The following is a 16597-nucleotide window of genomic DNA, read 5'->3' on the forward strand; positions in this document are numbered from 1 at the left end:
CGATGAGGTGATCGATGATCCGACAGGTGCTCATCCGACTACTGCTGCGTACCGGTGAACCCATGGCGAAAGGCGTACGCGACCGCCTGGGCGCGGTCCCGCACCCCGGTCTTGGCGAACAGATTGTTGATGTGCGTCTTCACGGTGGCCGGGCTGACGAACAGCCGACGGGCGATCTCGGTGTTGGAGAGGCCCTCCGCGATCAGTGCCAGCACCTCGGCCTCGCGGGCGGTCAGCCCGTCCGGCAGCTCCGCCGGGCGCCCCGCTCCGGGCCCGGCCGGACCGGACCGGCCCGCCTCGCCGCCACCGCCACCGCCACGCCCGCCGCCGTGCGACGCGTCCCACCCGCCCGGCGCGGTGGCCTGCCGCGCACCGCCAGCCAGCCGCTCCAGCAGGCGCAGCTGCACCTGCGGTGAGAGCCCGGCGGCGCCCGAGCGGACGTCCGCGATGGCCCGGGCGATCTCGTCGCCGCCGGCGTCCTTGGTGAGGTAGCCGCGCGCCCCGGCCTGCAGCGCGGGGAAGAGCGACTCGTCGTCGGCGTAGGTGGTCAGCACGACGACCTCGGTCTCCGGGTGTACCGCCCGGATCCGGCGGGTGGCCTCGACCCCGTCGCAGCGCGGCATCCGCAGGTCCATCAGGACGACGTCCGGGCGGTGCCGCTCGACCAGCTCGACGGCCTCCTCGCCGTCGGCGGCGGCGCCCACCACCTCGATGCCCGGCAACAGGCCGAGCAGCATCACGATGCCCTCGCGCACCACCGTCTGGTCGTCCGCGACCAGCACCCTGGTCGGATCCGCCCCGGTCACACCGGCACCCGCAACAGCACGCGCCACCCTCCCTCGTCCGGGCCCGCCAGCAGGGTGCCGCCGAGCAGTTCCGCGCGTTCGCGCATCCCCAGCAGACCGTACCCGCTGCCGGTGGCCGCCAGCCCACCGGCCGATTCGCCGCGGCCCGGGCGGGTGTTGCGCACCTCCAGCTCCACCGCGTCGGGCAGGTAGCGCAGTTCCAGCGCGCAGCGTGCGCCGGGGGCGTGTTTACGCACGTTGGTCAGAGCCTCCTGCGCCGTGCGCCGGACCGCGAGCCCCGCTTCGGCGGGGAGCGGGCGCGGGGTCCCGGTGACGGTGAACGCCGCCCGCTCGCGCCCGGTCAGCTCGACCAGGAACTCGCCGACCGGGGTGAACTCGCCGCGCAGCGCGGAAAGCGCCTGCCGGGTCTCGGCCAGGCCGTCCTGCGCCATCCGCCGCGCCGCCACCACCCGTTCGCGGACCCGCTCCCGGTCGGTGCCCGCGTCCAGCATCAGTCGGGCCGCCTCCAGGTGGACGAGCTGCGCGGAGAGGCTGTGGGCCAGGACGTCGTGGATCTCGCGGGCGATCCTGGCCCGCTCGGCGAGCGCCGCGCTCTCCGCCTCGGCGGCCCGCGCGGCCCGTTCCTGGGCCAGCAGCCGCCGGGCGGTGCCACGTGCCTCGCCGTCCATCCGCAGCAGGTAGCCGAGCAGGGTGAGCCCGCCCACCGTGGCGAGGATCCCCAGCCAGCTCTCCCAGCTGGCGGCCGTGTAACTGCCGAACGCGGCCGCCGCCGTGGCCAGCGCGGCGCCGGCGGGCAGCCGGACCAGCGCGGTCAGGGCCAGCCCGCCCCAGACGAAGTCGGCCAGCAGGTGGGCCCTCCCCCACTCGGCGACCCAGGCGGTGCCGATCAGGACGGCGGCCAGGGCGAGCGCGGGCCGCAGCAGCTGCGCGCGGGCGGCCCGCAGGAAGGCGGCCGTCAGCAGGACCACCGCGGCCAGCCCGGCCGCCGCCGCGGCCACCGCCCAGCCGGTGTACCCGCCGCGGGAGAACGTCCCCCAGCCCAGGGTCACGAGCAGGACCGACCGGCCGATCAGCGTCAGGACCCGCCGGGCCGGGCTCTCCGCGTCCCTCTCCAGCCCCTCGCGGGCCGGCCAGCCGGTCCAGCTCCACCCGGGCACGGGCCTCCCTCTCGTCGGTGTGGTCAGGCGCGGGCCGGCCGGTCAGCCGGCCACGCCGGCGCGGTACGGCGTCGCCAGCTCCCGCGCCCTCCAGTTCACCACGACGGTCCGGACCACCAGCAGCGCGGCGAGCCCGAGCATCAGCGCGCTGCCGCTCTGGTGGACGTGCAGCGCCGCGCCCAGTCCGTACAGCCCGATCCGGACGGCGATCATGCCGGCCCAGGCCGCCCCGGTGGCCTTGGTGGCGCGGGTCCAGAGCGCGCCGTCCTCGCCGCGCCAGATCCGGACGGTCCAGCCCCAGACGCAGCCCATCGCCAGCACCACCAGCAGCGAGGCGGCGGTCAGCCCGATCGAGAGGGCCCGGTGGGCACCGTCGACCAGGCCCGGGTCGCGCAGTGCGAGCACGGCGAGGACCAGCGGCAGCACCCAGAACCGGCGCTCGGTGTCGAGGCGCTGCGGGCTCAGCTGGCGGCGGAGCACCAGGGCGACCACCGCGATGATCACGAGGACGTTGACGAGGCCGGTCATCGGATTCTCCGTTCCGACAGGAGGGCTTGCTGACCTCTCCGACGCTACGGATCCGGCGCCCCCCGCTGATCGGCGCCGGGGTGGACCGGGGGTGGAGCCGGCACGGCAGGGGCCCTCCACCCGAGGGTGGAGGGCCCCTGCCGTGCGGCGGTGTGCTCAGGCGTCGATGCGCGAGCGGTCCAGGGTGGCCGCCGAGTCGACGATGAACTCCTTGCGGGGGGCGACGTCGTTGCCCATCAGCAGGTCGAAGATCTTCTCGGCCTGCTCCAGGTCGCCCAGGTTGATCCGGCGCAGGGTGCGGTGGCGCGGGTCCATGGTGGTCTCGGCCAGCTGGTCGGCGTCCATCTCACCGAGGCCCTTGTACCGCTGGACCGGGTCCTTCCAGCGCATGTTCTTGCGCTGGAACTCCAGCAGGGTGGAGCGCAGCTCGGCGTCGGAGTAGGTGTAGTGGTACTTGTCCTGGCCCCGCTTGGGGCTGGTGAGCTCGATCCGGTGCAGCGGCGGGACGGCGGCGAAGACCCGGCCCTGCTCGACCATGGGCCGCATGTAGCGCTGAAAGAGCGTCAGCAGCAGGCAGCGGATGTGCGAGCCGTCGACATCGGCGTCGGCCATGAAGATGACCCGGCCGTAACGGGCCTGGTCGATGTCGAAGGTGCGGCCCGAACCGGCCCCTATCACCTGGATGATCGCGGCGCACTCGGTGTTCTTGAGCATGTCGCTCACGGACGCCTTCTGCACGTTGAGGATCTTGCCGCGGATCGGCAGCAGCGCCTGGAACTCCGAGTTGCGGGCCAGCTTGGCGGTCCCGAGCGCGGAGTCCCCCTCGACGATGAAGAGTTCGCTGCGCTCGACGTCGTCACTGCGGCAGTCGGCCAGCTTGGCCGGCAGCGAGCTGGTCTCCAGCGCGGTCTTCCGGCGCTGGGCCTCCTTGTGCTGGCGGGCGGCGACCCGGGTGCGGGCGGCCGCGACGACCTTGTCCAGGACGGCCCTGGCCTGGAGCTTCTCGTCCTTCTTGGCGGACGTCAGGAAGGCCTTGAGCTCCTTGGCGACCACCGCGGCGACGATCCGGTTGGCCGCCGAGGTGCCCAGCACCTCCTTGGTCTGGCCCTCGAACTGCGGCTCCGCGAGCCGGACGGTGACCACGGCGGTGAGGCCCTCGGTGGCGTCGTCCTTGGTGATGTCGTCCTCGGCGACGCGCAGCAGCTTGGCGGCGCGCAGTGCCTCGTTGACGGTCTTGGCGAGCGAGCGCTCGAAGCCGGTGACGTGGGTGCCGCCCTTGGGGGTGGCGATGATGTTGACGAAGGAGCGCAGGGTGGTGTCGTAGCCGGCGCCCCAGCGCAGCGCGATGTCCACGCCGAGGTGGCGGGTGACCTCGGTGGGCGTCATGTGGCCGACCTCGTCCAGGACGGGGACGGTCTCCTTGAAGGTGCCCTCGCCGTGCAGCCGCAGCACGTCGCAGACCGGCTTGTCCGGCGCGAGGAACTCGCAGAACTCGGCGATGCCGCCGTCGTAGTGGAAGGTCGACTCCTCGACCACGTCGCTCTCGGTCAGCCGCTCGTCACGGACGACGATGGTGAGGCCGGGGACGAGGAAGGCGGTCTGCCGGGCCCGGTTGTGCAGGTGTTCCAGGGAGAGCCGGGCGTCCTTGAGGAAGATCTGCCGGTCGGCCCAGTAGCGGATCCGGGTGCCGGTGCGGGCCTTCGGTACCTTGCGGGCCTTGCTGAGGCCGTTGGCGGGCTCGAAGGGGGCGTCCGGGCCGCCCTCGGTGAAGATGCCCGGGGTGCCCCGGCGGAAGCTGACCGCGTGGGTGTGGCCGCCGCGGTCCACCTCCACGTCCAGCCGGGCCGAGAGGGCGTTGACGACGGACGCGCCCACGCCGTGCAGGCCGCCCGAGGCCGCGTAGGAGCCGCCGCCGAACTTGCCGCCGGCGTGCAGCTTGGTCATCACGACCTCGACACCGGAGAGCCCGGTCTTGGGCTCGACGTCCACCGGGATGCCGCGGCCGTTGTCGCGCACCTCCACCGAGGAGTCGTCGTGCAGGACGACGTCGATGCGGTCGCAGTGGCCGCCGAGGGCCTCGTCGACCGAGTTGTCGATGATCTCCCAGAGGCAGTGCATCAGGCCCCGGCTGTCGGTGGAGCCGATGTACATGCCGGGGCGCTTGCGAACCGCCTCCAGGCCCTCCAGGACGAGCAGGTGCCGAGCGGTGTAGTTGGAGCCGTCGTCCCCGGCCAGCAGTGCGGACGGCACGGTCGATTCGGCACTCACGCGGCACTCTCCTCGGTGAAGTTCTGTCTCATCGGTCACATCCGGGCACAGCCGGAACGTCCGCCAGTGCAGCACACCGCACCGACAACAGCTCCGCCACGTGTGCACGCCCCTGCGCTGGGTCACAGCACGACGAGCCGGTCCCGCGCAGCTTGTACGCGCTGCGCGAACACGCACCGCGCCGGATTCCGCGCACCGGAGCGCCATCTCCTCCCGGTACCACCGGTCCTGGCGGATCGTGGGACCGGGCGCAGGCTCCGGAACTGCCGTTATGCAGGCTACCGGGGCCCAGGACGGGGCTTATGCTCCAACCCAGCAGAGGATTATGCTACGCGGACCTCGCACCCCGTCCCGATCGGGCGTTCGAGGGACAGGCGGATCCTGGGCTTCGGTACGCATGAACCACCGGCCCCCGGGGCACGTCCTCATCAACACAGCAGAATCCTCAAAGAAGAAAAGCCACGAGCGGGAACGTTTTCGGCCTGGTTGGATGTTGACCCTGGTACGACAGCTCGTCGAGCTAGAGAAGAGGCGACGTGACTACTGTTCTGACCCCTGCGAGCCCGCTCACCGCGGCTGACCGCTGCGACCGCTGCGGCGCCCAGGCTTACCTGCGCGTCGTACTCGCCAGCGGCGGAGAGCTGCTCTTCTGTGCCCACCACGGCCGGAAGTTCGAGCCCGAGCTCAAGAAGATCGCCGTGGAGATACAGGACGAGAGCGGCCGGCTCAGCAGCACCACCAACGCCGCGGCCGCCGACGAAGAGCGCTGATACCGGGCGCCACAGCAGCAGCAGGCCAACGAGCTGTGTCCGGCCGCGCACTGCGCGCGACCGGCGAGCCGGGCGGCGGGTCCCCTGACGGGGGCCGGTCGCCCGGCTCTGCTGTTTCCGGCCGCGATCGGACCAGCTGTGATCCGGGCCCGTCGCGGTTTCGGTACGGGCCGTCGCGCCGCCCGACGGTACGGGCGACGCGACGTCAGAACGTGACCGTGCGACTACAGGACGGAGCGTACCGCGTCGGCGACCGCGGCGACGCGGGTGTAGACACCCGGGTGGGCCGCCTCCGCGCAGCCCGTCCCCCAGGAGACCAGCCCGGCGAGGCGTCCGGCGACGACCAGCGGGCCACCGCTGTCCCCCTGGCAGGCGTCCTTGCCGCCCTTCTCCGCACCGGCGCAGACCATGCCGCGGGCGTCGAAGTGCCCGTCCTGCCCACCCGGGTAGGCCTGGGCACAGGTCCGGTCGGGGATGACCGACACGTCGACACCACGGAGCGTGGGCGAGTAGTCGCCCTTGCCCGAGGTGTCCCCCCAGCCGTAGACCTGCGCCCGGTTCCCCTCCCGGTACGGCTCCGTGTCCCCCTGGCCGACCAGGTCGATCACCGGGCGGGCACCCTGCGACTCGGTGAGCGTGAGGACCGCCACATCGTTCATGTTGGCCGCGAAGGCGTAGTCGGGGTGGATCCAGACCGCCTCGACGGGCACCTCACGGCCGACCGAGCCGCGCAGGTCGTCCCGGCCCACCACGACCTTCAGCCCCGGCCGCTCCACCCGCCGGCCCTTGGCCTCGTCGTAGAAGCAGTGCGCCGCCGTCACGACCTTGGTCGGAGTGACGAGCGCACCGCCGCAGAACTGCCCCGAGCGACCGTTGCCGAACTGCTGGCGGCTGGCGACCGCCACCATCCACGGATGGTCGGCGGTGCTCACGACGGCGCCGCCGATCACCCGCCGCTGGGCCTCGGCCGGTGCGGCCGGGCCGAACGCGACCAGCGTCGCGGGCAGCGCGGCGAGCAGGCCCAGGACGGCCGCCCGGTAGCGGCGACGCACCGGCCGGCCGGCCGGGCACGCCGAGGGCGAGGCGACGGTCGGCAGGTCCGCGCGATCCGGGTTGGGCAGCACCGTGTCTCCAGTTGGCTCGGTAGCGGGCAACCGGCACAGCGTAGGTGATCGGCTACGGTCCGCGACCGGTTACCGCCGCACCGCCACCCGGACGAGCGACAACAGCCACCCGGACGCTGACGCGCCCTATCGCCCTGTCGCTCTATCGCCCGGCCGCCCCCGGGAGCCACGCCGGAGTCACGCCGGACACGGAGAAGGCCCGGAGCGCAGTGCTCCGGGCCTACTCACGGTGCGGATCGCCGGACCGGGCCGGACCGGATGGTCCGGCGGCGGTCCCGCCGGTCGCGGATCAGTCCAGGTAGTCGCGCAGCACCTGGGAGCGCGACGGGTGGCGCAGCTTCGACATGGTCTTGGACTCGATCTGGCGGATGCGCTCACGGGTGACCCCGTACACCTTGCCGATCTCGTCCAGCGTCTTCGGCTGACCGTCCGTCAGGCCGAAGCGCATCGAGACGACGCCCGCCTCGCGCTCGGACAGGGTGTCCAGCACCGAGTGCAGCTGCTCCTGGAGCAGGGTGAAGGAGACCGCGTCGGCCGGCACGACCGCCTCGGAGTCCTCGATCAGGTCGCCGAACTCGCTGTCGCCGTCCTCACCCAGCGGGGTGTGCAGCGAAATGGGCTCGCGACCGTACTTCTGGACCTCGATGACCTTCTCGGGGGTCATGTCGAGTTCCTTGGCCAGCTCCTCCGGGGTGGGCTCGCGGCCCAGGTCCTGGAGCATCTGGCGCTGGACGCGGGCCAGCTTGTTGATGACCTCGACCATGTGCACCGGGATACGGATGGTGCGCGCCTGGTCGGCCATCGCGCGGGTGATCGCCTGGCGGATCCACCACGTGGCGTAGGTGGAGAACTTGTAGCCCTTGGTGTAGTCGAACTTCTCGACCGCACGGATCAGGCCCAGGTTGCCCTCCTGGATGAGGTCCAGGAAGAGCATGCCGCGACCGGTGTAGCGCTTGGCCAGCGAGACCACCAGGCGGAGGTTGGCCTCCAGCAGGTGGTTCTTGGCGCGGCGGCCGTCCTCGGCGATGATCTCCAGCTCGCGCTTGAGCTTCGGCGCCAGCTTGTCGGCGGCCGAGAGCTTGTCCTCGGCGAACAGGCCGGCCTCGATGCGCTTGGCGAGCTCGACCTCCTGCTCGGCGTTGAGCAGCGGGACCTTGCCGATCTGCTTCAGGTAGTCCTTGACCGGGTCGGCGGTGGCACCGGCGACGGCGACCTGCTGGGCAGGCGCGTCGTCCTCGTCGTCGTCGGAGAGGACGAACCCCTGCGACTCCTCCTCGGGCTCCGCCTCCTCGCCCGCCTTGTCGCCGGGCAGCGCGACGTCCTCGATCAGCTCTTCCTCGCCGCCGATCTCCTCGTCGCCCTTGCCCGCCTTACCGGCGGCGGTCTTCTTGGCGGCGGTCTTCTTGGCCGGCGCGGCGGTCTTCTTGGCGGCCGCCTTCTTCGCCGGGGCGGCCTTCTTGGCCGCAGGCGCCTTCGCCTCGGCGGAGAGCGTGGCTCCCGCCTCGGTGATCTCGGCGGACACCGTGCCGACCGACGCCGCGGCGGCCGCGACCGCCGGAACGGAGATGGTCGCGCCGGGCGCGATGCGCACGGGGGGCTTGGTCGGGGCCGCCGGAGCGGCCGGGTTCCGGGTGGTGACCGCCTTGGTGGCAGTGCGCTTGGTGGGGCTCTTGGCAGCGACGCTCTTGCGCTTGGCACCGGCCGGCTCGGCCGCGCTGACCATAAGGTCCACCCCCTCCTCAATCAGAACCTGGTTGAGGCTGCGCATGACGTTCTTCCACTTGGTGACCGGGATCTGGTCCGCCTCGAACGCCTGGCGCACGTCGTCACCGGCGATCTGCCCCTGGGCCTTGCCCCGCTCGATGAGCGCCAGCAGAGCCGCGGACTCGGCGATCTCGGGGGGAAGCGAACGGGATGTGCTGGCCGACACGAACAACCTCTCGGACGATGAGTGGACTCGAACCCGTACCGGCCGCCCGAGCGGGCGGGGAAGGAGATCGCGCGTCGGACGCGCGGTGTCGATTCCGACCGACTCGGGCTTGAGGACTGGGTTTGCAGGACGGCAGCAGCGCCGCAGACCAACACAGCATTCTGACATGTTGGGGTATTCCGGAGCTGCTTCCGCTCAGGACACATCGCTGCTACTCGTCAAGTGTTACGCATGGCCTTCGTGTCGCGGGTCACACCACTCGGCGCCCGCGGCCCGGGGCCGACTTCCATCATCCCTCACTCGCGACCAAGCTCTTGGCATGGGCAGACCACCGCGGCCGGGGCGGCTGCCGCGGGGCGTGCGAATTCCGCGGATCACGGCGGTTCACGGCGGTTCACGGCGGAGCGGGCGTCCGACGGCCGAGCCCGGGCGTGAAGAAGCCCTCCGGCTGCGCCGTGCGGTGCAGCCGGAGGGCCGGGAGTTCGCGGGGCCGCTCGATCGCCGGGTGGGCGACTCAGTGCTCCCGGGGAGCGGGGACGGACGGCTCGATCTCCGGGTGGACGGTGAGCAGCGCCCGCACCGCGGCCTCGCCCGCCGTGCCGTCGCCGGTGCCGAGGGCGTCCACCAGCCGGGCGTGCAGGCTGACCGAGGCCTCCGAGGGGCGCTCGCAGGAGGTGGGCGGGCCACCCGACACCTGGAGGGCGCAGGAGACGATCCCGGAGAGGTGCTCCAGCATCCGGTTCCCCGCCATCTGCAGGACCAGGGCGTGCAGCTCGGCGTCGACCCGCGAGAACGTGGAGAGGTCGGCCTGGGCGGCGGCGTGGCCCATGATCTCGATCAGTTCGACCAGGCGCTGCTGGACGTCCTCCCGGCCGTGCCCCGCGGCGAGCCTGGCGGCCAGCGGCTCGATCGCCCAGCGGAGCTCGAACAGCTCCCGGCGCTGCTCGTCGCGCTGCGGGCCGAAGGCGCGCCACTCGATGATGTCCGGGTCGAGCAGGTTCCAGTCGCCGACCGGCCGGACCCGGGTGCCGACGTTCGGCCGGGCACTGACCAGGCCCTTCGCCTCCAGCACGCGCAGCGACTCGCGGACGACGGTGCGGGAGACCTCGAAGCGCTGGCCGATCTCCTCGGGGACGAGCGGGCGGTCGGCACCGAGGTCGCCCGAGACGATCATCTGGCCGAGCTGCTGCACGAGCTGGCCGTGCAGGCCTCGGCCACGACTGCTGGTGGTCTTGCGGCCGACCCGGCCCAGATCCGACTCGGCGCCCTCCCAGCGGGGCGCCGGCGGGGTCGGCCGGTCGGCGTACGAGAAGCGGTCCAGGTCGCCGGCGCCGGGGATGGCACCTTCGGCGGAACGGGCGGGGGTCATGGTGGGGTGCGCAAGGGTACTCACAAGTCCTTTGTCGGCGATCGGCGGGCGCAGCTTGAGAATTCTCGTGAAAAGCACACGAAAGGGTGATCGACCGTGACTGGATAATTGACTTCTTATCAGGAAGAACCGCACATTACGGCCACTGCTGGTCGATCTTGGCAGACCGTCAGCGACGGTCCGGGCTCTGCGAGGGGCTTCCCGGTGGCTTCCCGGCCCTCGGCGAGGCTTTCGACCGGCCTCCGCCGGGAGCCGTGCGGGCGGGCGCCCGACCGGTCCGCACGCCCGCCCGTCGCCTCAGAGCGCGCGCCGCCGGGCCTGGACCAGGAGCGAGACGAGCAGCAGCACCAGCGCCGGCGCCGCGACCGCTGCCAGCAGCGCCGGGTCGGTCAGCACCGAACCGCCCTCCGCAACCCGGTCGTCCCCGCCGTACACCCATCCGTACGCCCACTCGACGCCGGACTGGAACGGCAGCAGTTCGGTCGCGCGGGCCGGCCAGGCGGTGCCGGTCTGCCGGAGCACCAGGGCCACCCCGGACTCCAGCAGCGGCGGCAGCGCGCAGAGCAGCAGCACCCCCGCGGCGGCACTGCGGGTCAGCGAGGCCGTCAGCACCCCCGTCCAGCCCGCCACGACCACCAGCAGGACGAAGGCCAGCAGGGCGGCGGGCACCCCCTGGCCGGCCGCGAGCGCGGCGGGGGCGAAAGCCCCGGGCAGGTCCGCGAGCCCGCTGAAGCCGGCCGAGGCGAGCGCCTCGGACACCCGGCCCGACAGGGCGGCCGGCTCCGACCAGGCGGCCACCGCCACCCCGTCCGGGAGCGCGAAGTGCACGACCACGGTGTCGATCAGCAGGGTGACCAGCGCCAGCAGCCCGGCCACCGGGGCGATCACCACCAGCTTGGCCAGCAGCAGCCGCACCCGGCGCGGATACGACACCTGCGAGGCCGCCAACCCCGGGTGGCGCACCTCGTGGCCGTAGGAGAGCGCGCCCAGCAACCCGGCGCCGAGCGCCGCGAACGGCAGCGGGACCAGCGGCACGGTCGCCGTCAGCAGCCGCACGCCGGCCGACCCGGCCAGCGGCCCGGCGGGAGTCTGGGCGGCCAGCACCGCGGCCACCGCGGCGTCGCAGAGCAGCACGGCGGTGAGGAGCAGCCAGGTGGAGCGCAGGCCGCGCAGCCGGCGCAGCTCGTAGGCCAGTACACGCACGGTTCACTCGCTCCGGTGGTCGGGGGTGGTGGGGGTGGCGGGGGTGTCCGGGGCGTCGGGGGCGGTGCCCGGGAGCGGTCGGCCGAGCCGGACGGTGTCGGCGGTCATCAGGTCGCCGACGCCGGCGTCCTCGCGCCGGGCGCGGGCACCGGGGTCCGGGGCGCTGCCGGACCGGGCCAGTCCGCGGAGGCCGTCCCGGAAGAGGCGGTCCACGACGACCGTCGGCGCGGTGTCGGCGCTCTCGATGACCCCACCGGTGTCGGGGGTATCGGCGGTCGCGGGGGTGCCGGCGGTGTTGGGGGTACCGGCGGTCGCGGGAGTGCCGGCGACCTCGGGAGTGCGGCCGGTGTTCGGAGCTTCGGCGGTTGTCGGCTCGGGTCGGCGGGGCGGGTGGGGGTCCCGGGGCGACCGTGACTTCCCGTCCTGCCGGCCTTCCCGACCCTGCCGGGTTTCCTGGCCCTGCTGGCCCTGCTGGCCCTGCTGGGGCGTGCGCCGGGTGGCCCGCGCGGTGACCGCCGACAGGGCCGTCGCGGCGGCGACCGCGACGGTACCGGCGGCCGCGGCGGACGACGAAGGCAGCGCGAGGACCGGCAGCGCGCCGGTGCCCGCCGCGCCCGCGGCCGGCCTGGGCACCTGCGCCGACTCGCTCGGGGAGGCCTCGGGCTCCACCGCCGCCTCCGCCGGGCGGGGCTCCGCCGAACGGGGCTCCGCCAGGCGCCCGGGCCTGGGATCGGGCGGGCGGTGCTCGGCCTGCGCCGACCTGACCCGGAGCCGACCCGACCGCCCCGAGGCCGTGGGCAGGGCGGCGCGGGGAGCGGGCTGCTCGACCACCCGGTCGGCGAGCTCGTGCAGCAGGATGCCGTGCCGGTAGGCGAGTTCACCGATCTCGGTGCGATCGATCCCCGCCACCGCGAGGCCCGCCCCGCCGTCCCGGCGCACCGCCGCGCCCTGGGCCGCCAGCAGATCGGCGAGCCGGGCCATCTGCGGCCCGCGCACGGCGACCTCGGGGCTGAGCCGGGTGCGGCAGAACTCCTCCACCGGCTGATCGGCCACCAGGCGGCCCTGGTCGAGCGTGACCACCCGGTCCGCGAGCCGGGAGGCCTCCTGCGGCGTGCGGGTGGTGACCAGGACCGTGCCGCCGGCGACCCCGAACGAACGGAGGAAGGAGTGGAACCACTCCACATTGCGCGGCGAGAGCCCCTCGGTGGGCGCGTCGAGGATCAGGGTGCCCGGGTCGCCGAGCAGCGCCGCGGCGAGGGCGAGCCGCCGGTGCATGCCGGGCGAGAAGCTGCGCAGCCGCTGCCCGGCCACGGCCGCCAGCCGGGTCTGCTCCAGCAGTTCGTCGGCCCGCCGGGCGGGGACTCCGACGGCCGCCGCCAGCATCCGGAGGTGGCTGACGGCCTTTCGGTCGGGGTGCCCGGCGACCGCGCCGCCGGCACCGCCCGGGGCCGGCAGCAGTACGCCGACCTCGCGCTCCGGGCGGCGGAGCCGACGGTAGGTGCGGCCGTCGAAGAGCGTGACGCCCTGGCCGCGTTCGAGTTCGAGCATCAGCCGCAACGCGGTTGACTTGCCCGCGTCCTCGGGGCCCAGCAGTGCCGTCACGGAGCCGGCGCGGGCGTCGAAGGTCAGGTCGAGCACCGCCGGCGGGACACCCCTGCGGTAGACCTTGGTCAGTCCGGTGATCTGGATCATCGCTGGCTGCTCCCGTGCCCTCGGCCGACCTGGTCTGCGCGACACGGGGCCGTGCCCGCACGGCCCCGCGCCAGCACATTAGGGGGCCGGAGCGGCGATTCCGGGCATTACGGGAGCGGCACGGGCCCGCCACCCACGCACCTCACCCGATCAGGGGACAATCCGATCCTGCGACGGAGTCACCGTCGCGCCGATCGGGCGAGCGGTTCCGGGCGTTGCGGTTGTTCCGGGCTCTGCGGATGTCGGGCGCCGCGAGCACCGGTAGCCCGGCCGCCCGGAGGGCGGGCGCGGGCGCGGGGCTGGACGGGATGCCCGCTCAGGACTCCGGGCGCAGCATCGGCGGGTTGAGCACGGTGGCGCCGCCGGGGGTGAACAGCTGCGCGGGGCGGCCGCCCTGGCGCGTGGTCGTGCCGCCGGAGGGCAGCAGGAAGCCGGGGGTGCCGGTGACCTTGCGGTGGAAGTTCCGCGGGTCGAGCACCACGCCCCAGACTGCCTCGTAGACCCGGCGCAGCTCGCCGACGGTGAACTCGGGCGGACAGAACGCCGTCGCCAGGGAGGAGTACTCGATCTTGGACCGGGCCCGCTCCACGCCGTCGGCCAGGATCAGCCCGTGGTCGAAGGCGAGCGGGACGCCGTCGACCGGGCTCGGTCCGAGCAGTTCGGCGACCGGGGCCCAGCGGGCGCCGCTGGCGTCGCCACCGGCCCGCGGGGTCGGCAGGTCGGGCGCCAGGACGAGATAGGCCACGCTGACCACCCGCATCCGGGGGTCGCGCTGTGGGTGGCCGTAGGTCGCGAGCTGCTCCAGGTGGGCGCCGGCCGCACCGGGGCCCGCCGCGTCGTGGCCGGGAGCGGAGTAGGCGCGCAGACCGGTCTCCTCGGCCAGCTCCCGGGACGCCGCCTCGGCCAGGCCCTCGTCCAGGCGGACGAAGCCGCCCGGCAGGGCCCAGTAGCCCTGGAAGGGGGGCTCGCCCCGTCGGACCAGCAGGGCGCACAGCGCGTGGTCCCGCACCGTCAGGACCACCAGGTCAACCGTGACAGCGAACGGGGGGAAGGCCGACGGGTCATAACGCGACATGGCGACGATCATAGTCGTCTCTCTGACGATAAGCACAGGCCCGCGCACGAAGCGTGCCCGACCGTCCGCGTCCCCGACCCGTCCCTGCCCCGTGCGCGGCTCTGGGCGGCCCCGGTCGGGCGGGGCGGGCGGCCCCGCCCGACCGGGGCGCGGTTCGGGGGTCAGCGGGCGACCAGCTGGAGCTCCGCGGACGCCTCCTCGACCATCGCCACGCCGATCCGGCTCACCCGCACCGAGAACGGCTCGCCCGCCACCCGCAGCCCGGTCAGCTGCAGCTCGCCCAGCGGCGCCGTGCTGGCCGGCCGGACCAGCACCCGCCCGCCCGGTACGTCGGGGCGCACCCCGGCGAGGGCGAACACCGCGTGCACGGCCCCGGCCGCCGAGACCGCCGCCGGGTGGCACGCGGCCGGGTGCGGCACCGGCGGGCAACCGGGCACGCGCTGCTCCCCCGCGTACATCTCGGGCAGCCGGCCCTCGAAGTGGGCGGCGGCGCCGAGCAGGCCCTCCAGCAGCGCACCGGCCTCGTTCTCGTGGCCGGCCTCGGCCAGCCCGGCGATCGCGAGGGCGGTCTCATGGACCCGCACCGCACCGCTGCGGTGGCCGAGCGGATTGAACCGGGGCGACTTGGCGCTGAGCGTGCGCAGGCCCCAGCCGCTGTCCAGCTCGGGCGCGGCCAGCCGTTGGGCCAGCACCCTGGTCTGCTCGCGGTCGAGCAGGCTCTCGTGCCGGCCGCCGTCGGCGCAGAGCCCCGGGTCGAGGAGGTGGACGAAGGAGGAGGCGACGGCGGGGAGCTGCTGGCCCCCCGGGACGAGGCCCGCCGCCGGACGGCCGCCGGAGAGGTCGTCGATCCAGAACCGCTCACGGAAGCGCCCCCGCAGACCGGCCGCCCAGGAGCGCCACTCCTCGGCGCCGGGGCGGCCGAAGGCGTCCAGCAGCTCGGCCCCGTGCAGCGCCGCCCGGTGCGCCTGGGCCTGGACCTCGGCGCGGGCCGCCACCGGATGGGCGGCGCGCTCCTCCACCGGACGGCTCAGGTCGGTGACGAAGCCGTCGACCAGGCCGTCGCGGAGCGCCCCGAGCGCCCGCTCGGCGGCCGGCAGCAGCTCGGCCACCTCGTGCCGGGGCAGGCCCCAGCGCCAGGCCTCGGCGAGCACCGTGACGAACAGCAGGGTCGCCTCGGTGGCCGTGCAGGTGGGCGGCAGCTCCGGACCGCCGTGCCGCAGCGCCCCGGGCAGCAGCCCCTCGGGCCGTGGGCCGGGGCCGCCCTGGCCGGCCGGGGGCGCGAGCTGCTGACGGCGGGCGAGTGCCCGCAGGGTGCCGGCCGCCAGCCGGGTGCCCAGCGGGAGCATCAGCCGGGCCGCCCAGAGTGCGTCGGCCGGGGCGAGTCCGAAGCGCCAAGGCGCGCCGGAGGCCGGGTAGAGGTCGGTCGGGCGGTCCGGGTCGGCGAACAGCAGGCCGCCGAGGGCGTCCAGTGCGCGCGGCACCAGCGACTGGACCCGGGGGTCGTCACTGCGGACCTCCGGCTCCGCCCACGGCAGCGGGACGCCGGTGCCGCGGCCGCCCGGCGGCCGGGGACCGGGGGTGGTGCTCTCCAGCTCGGTGCGCAGCTCGACCGACCACCGGGCACCGGGCTGCACCTCCAGGTCCCAGCGCAGCACTCCGGCGCCGGCCAGCACGGCGTGCGGCGAGGGCTTGGCGCTGACGACGGCGCTGTGGGTCGGCCCGGCCCAGCGCAGCCCGGCGGACTGCACCTGTCCGGGCAGATCCGGCGGCCGGTGCCCGGCGGCGATCTCGCCGACCGGGCCGAGGTCCGTGCCGAGCGCGATCTCCAGCGGCAGCCGGGCCGGCCTGCTGCCGGTGTTCCGGACGGTGACGGTCTCGATCCCGTCGGCATGGCGCAGCCGTTCGACGGTGAGCGCCGGATCGGGGTCGAGGTCGCCGGGGATCCGGACGGCGCCGAGGAAGCGGGCCTGCGCCGCCGAGGTCAGGGTGCCCTGGAGCGGCAGCGGCTCCATGCCGCCGATCCGCAGCTCCATCCGGGCCAGGACCCGGACTCCGGAGCGGTAGAAGCCGTGGAGGCCGTGACCGCGCAGCTGTCCGTCCGGGCCGGAGGCGGCCATCGAGGGGGCGTTGACGCAGAGCACCGCGTGGTGGACGGCGGCGGGCTGCGGACGCGGCGCCGCCGACCGGGCCGGGCCGGCGGGTGCGCCGCCGGGCATGCCCGGCGGTACCTGGTCGGGGCGCCCGACCGGTCTCGGCGCACCGACCACGCTCTCGGCCGGCATGGCCTGTGGTGGCCTCATGGCGGTCACCGGACTCTCCTCCCCTCGGCGGTCCGGTGGCCGGTGAGGCCGGTGGGCCGCGAGCATGCTCGATCGCGTGCTGATGATGCCTGGCCTGCGGGGGTTCCCGCCGGCGTGTCTGCCGTGTCTGGCCGTACCCGTCGCCGGGCCGTGCCATGCGGTGCCCGGTGCCGCCGGGTACCGGGGTCCGCCTTTCCCGGGCACCCGCTGGTGCCCGGCACTTCGTCACGGCCTTTGCCCGGTCGCACCGGTGACGCCGTGTCCCGATCGGCGCCCCGGTCCCGCCGTGGACGGGCGCGGGGCGGCCACCTTCTGCCGGCCGCCCGTCGGCCGGGCGGTGCGCCGGGCACCGTCGGCGGGCCGCACCCCGGTACT

12 protein-coding genes are annotated in these 16597 nt (G+C 74.4%); 1 reads left to right on the forward strand and 11 read right to left on the reverse strand.

The genetic code is table 11. The features are described 5' to 3' along the window. Positions 1 to 38 precede the first annotated feature (38 nt). The 4 genes from ABZ497_RS18585 to ABZ497_RS18600 all read right to left on the reverse strand — a co-directional run bounded on the left by ABZ497_RS18585 (position 39) and on the right by ABZ497_RS18600 (position 4759). Complete coding sequence (locus ABZ497_RS18585; RefSeq protein WP_359806422.1) at positions 39 to 806, reverse strand: response regulator transcription factor; 768 nt, start codon at positions 804 to 806, stop codon at positions 39 to 41. Beyond that, complete coding sequence (locus tag ABZ497_RS18590) at positions 803 to 1963, reverse strand: histidine kinase (protein WP_359806425.1); 1161 nt, start codon at positions 1961 to 1963, stop codon at positions 803 to 805. Before ABZ497_RS18590 ends, ABZ497_RS18585 begins: the two co-directional genes overlap by 4 nt. 42 nt (positions 1964 to 2005) lie before the next feature. Then, positions 2006 to 2491, reverse strand: coding sequence for a DUF1453 domain-containing protein (locus ABZ497_RS18595; RefSeq protein ID WP_359806427.1), 486 nt, complete (start codon positions 2489 to 2491; stop codon positions 2006 to 2008). Positions 2492 to 2647: 156 nt separating this feature from the next. Next, entirely contained in the window at positions 2648 to 4759 is a 2112-nt protein-coding gene (locus ABZ497_RS18600) for a DNA topoisomerase IV subunit B (protein ID WP_359806429.1), read from the reverse strand. Positions 4760 to 5295: 536 nt separating this feature from the next. Here ABZ497_RS18600 and ABZ497_RS18605 point away from each other — a divergent pair. Then, the gene (locus ABZ497_RS18605; RefSeq protein ID WP_329489866.1) at positions 5296 to 5529 is read left to right on the forward strand and encodes a hypothetical protein; all 234 of its coding nucleotides are present in this window, start codon (positions 5296 to 5298) and stop codon (positions 5527 to 5529) included. Between the two features lie 224 nt (positions 5530 to 5753). Here the strand turns inward: ABZ497_RS18605 and ABZ497_RS18610 are convergent, their stop codons facing one another. The 7 genes from ABZ497_RS18610 to ABZ497_RS18640 all read right to left on the reverse strand — a co-directional run bounded on the left by ABZ497_RS18610 (position 5754) and on the right by ABZ497_RS18640 (position 16222). Further along, on the reverse strand, positions 5754 to 6683 hold the full coding sequence (locus ABZ497_RS18610; protein WP_359806431.1) for a serine protease: 930 nt from the start codon (positions 6681 to 6683) through the stop codon (positions 5754 to 5756). A gap of 259 nt (positions 6684 to 6942) precedes the next feature. Then, a complete protein-coding gene (locus tag ABZ497_RS18615) occupies positions 6943 to 8583 on the reverse strand; it encodes an RNA polymerase sigma factor (RefSeq protein ID WP_329489864.1) in 1641 nt (546 codons plus the stop codon). Positions 8584 to 9097: 514 nt separating this feature from the next. Continuing rightward, the gene (locus tag ABZ497_RS18620) at positions 9098 to 10030 is read right to left on the reverse strand and encodes a FadR/GntR family transcriptional regulator (protein ID WP_359806434.1); all 933 of its coding nucleotides are present in this window, start codon (positions 10028 to 10030) and stop codon (positions 9098 to 9100) included. Positions 10031 to 10249: 219 nt separating this feature from the next. Next, positions 10250 to 11155, reverse strand: coding sequence for a hypothetical protein (locus ABZ497_RS18625; protein ID WP_359806436.1), 906 nt, complete (start codon positions 11153 to 11155; stop codon positions 10250 to 10252). A gap of 3 nt (positions 11156 to 11158) precedes the next feature. Beyond that, on the reverse strand, positions 11159 to 12847 hold the full coding sequence (locus ABZ497_RS18630; protein ID WP_359806439.1) for an ATP-binding cassette domain-containing protein: 1689 nt from the start codon (positions 12845 to 12847) through the stop codon (positions 11159 to 11161). 316 nt (positions 12848 to 13163) lie between these two features. After that, positions 13164 to 13922: an NUDIX domain-containing protein gene (locus tag ABZ497_RS18635; protein ID WP_329489860.1), complete on the reverse strand. Its 759-nt coding sequence runs from the start codon at positions 13920 to 13922 to the stop codon at positions 13164 to 13166. A 161-nt stretch (positions 13923 to 14083) separates the two neighbouring features. Then, positions 14084 to 16222, reverse strand: a complete 2139-nt coding sequence (locus ABZ497_RS18640; RefSeq protein WP_359806554.1) for a glycogen debranching N-terminal domain-containing protein — start codon at positions 16220 to 16222, stop codon at positions 14084 to 14086. Between the last annotated feature and the right edge of the window lie 375 nt (positions 16223 to 16597).

Source organism: Kitasatospora sp. NPDC005751 (assembly GCF_040630835.1).
Lineage (GTDB): Bacteria > Actinomycetota > Actinomycetes > Streptomycetales > Streptomycetaceae > Kitasatospora.

Excerpts from the sequence above, each read along its gene's own strand:
- ABZ497_RS18595 (WP_359806427.1), bottom strand. The coding sequence starts at position 2,491 with ATGACCGGCCTCGTCAACGTCCTCGTGATCATCGCGGTGGTCGCCCTG.
- ABZ497_RS18630 (WP_359806439.1), bottom strand. The coding sequence starts at position 12,847 with ATGATCCAGATCACCGGACTGACCAAGGTCTACCGCAGGGGTGTCCCG.
- ABZ497_RS18635 (WP_329489860.1), bottom strand. The coding sequence starts at position 13,922 with ATGTCGCGTTATGACCCGTCGGCCTTCCCCCCGTTCGCTGTCACGGTT.
- ABZ497_RS18640 (WP_359806554.1), bottom strand. The coding sequence starts at position 16,222 with ATGAGGCCACCACAGGCCATGCCGGCCGAGAGCGTGGTCGGTGCGCCG.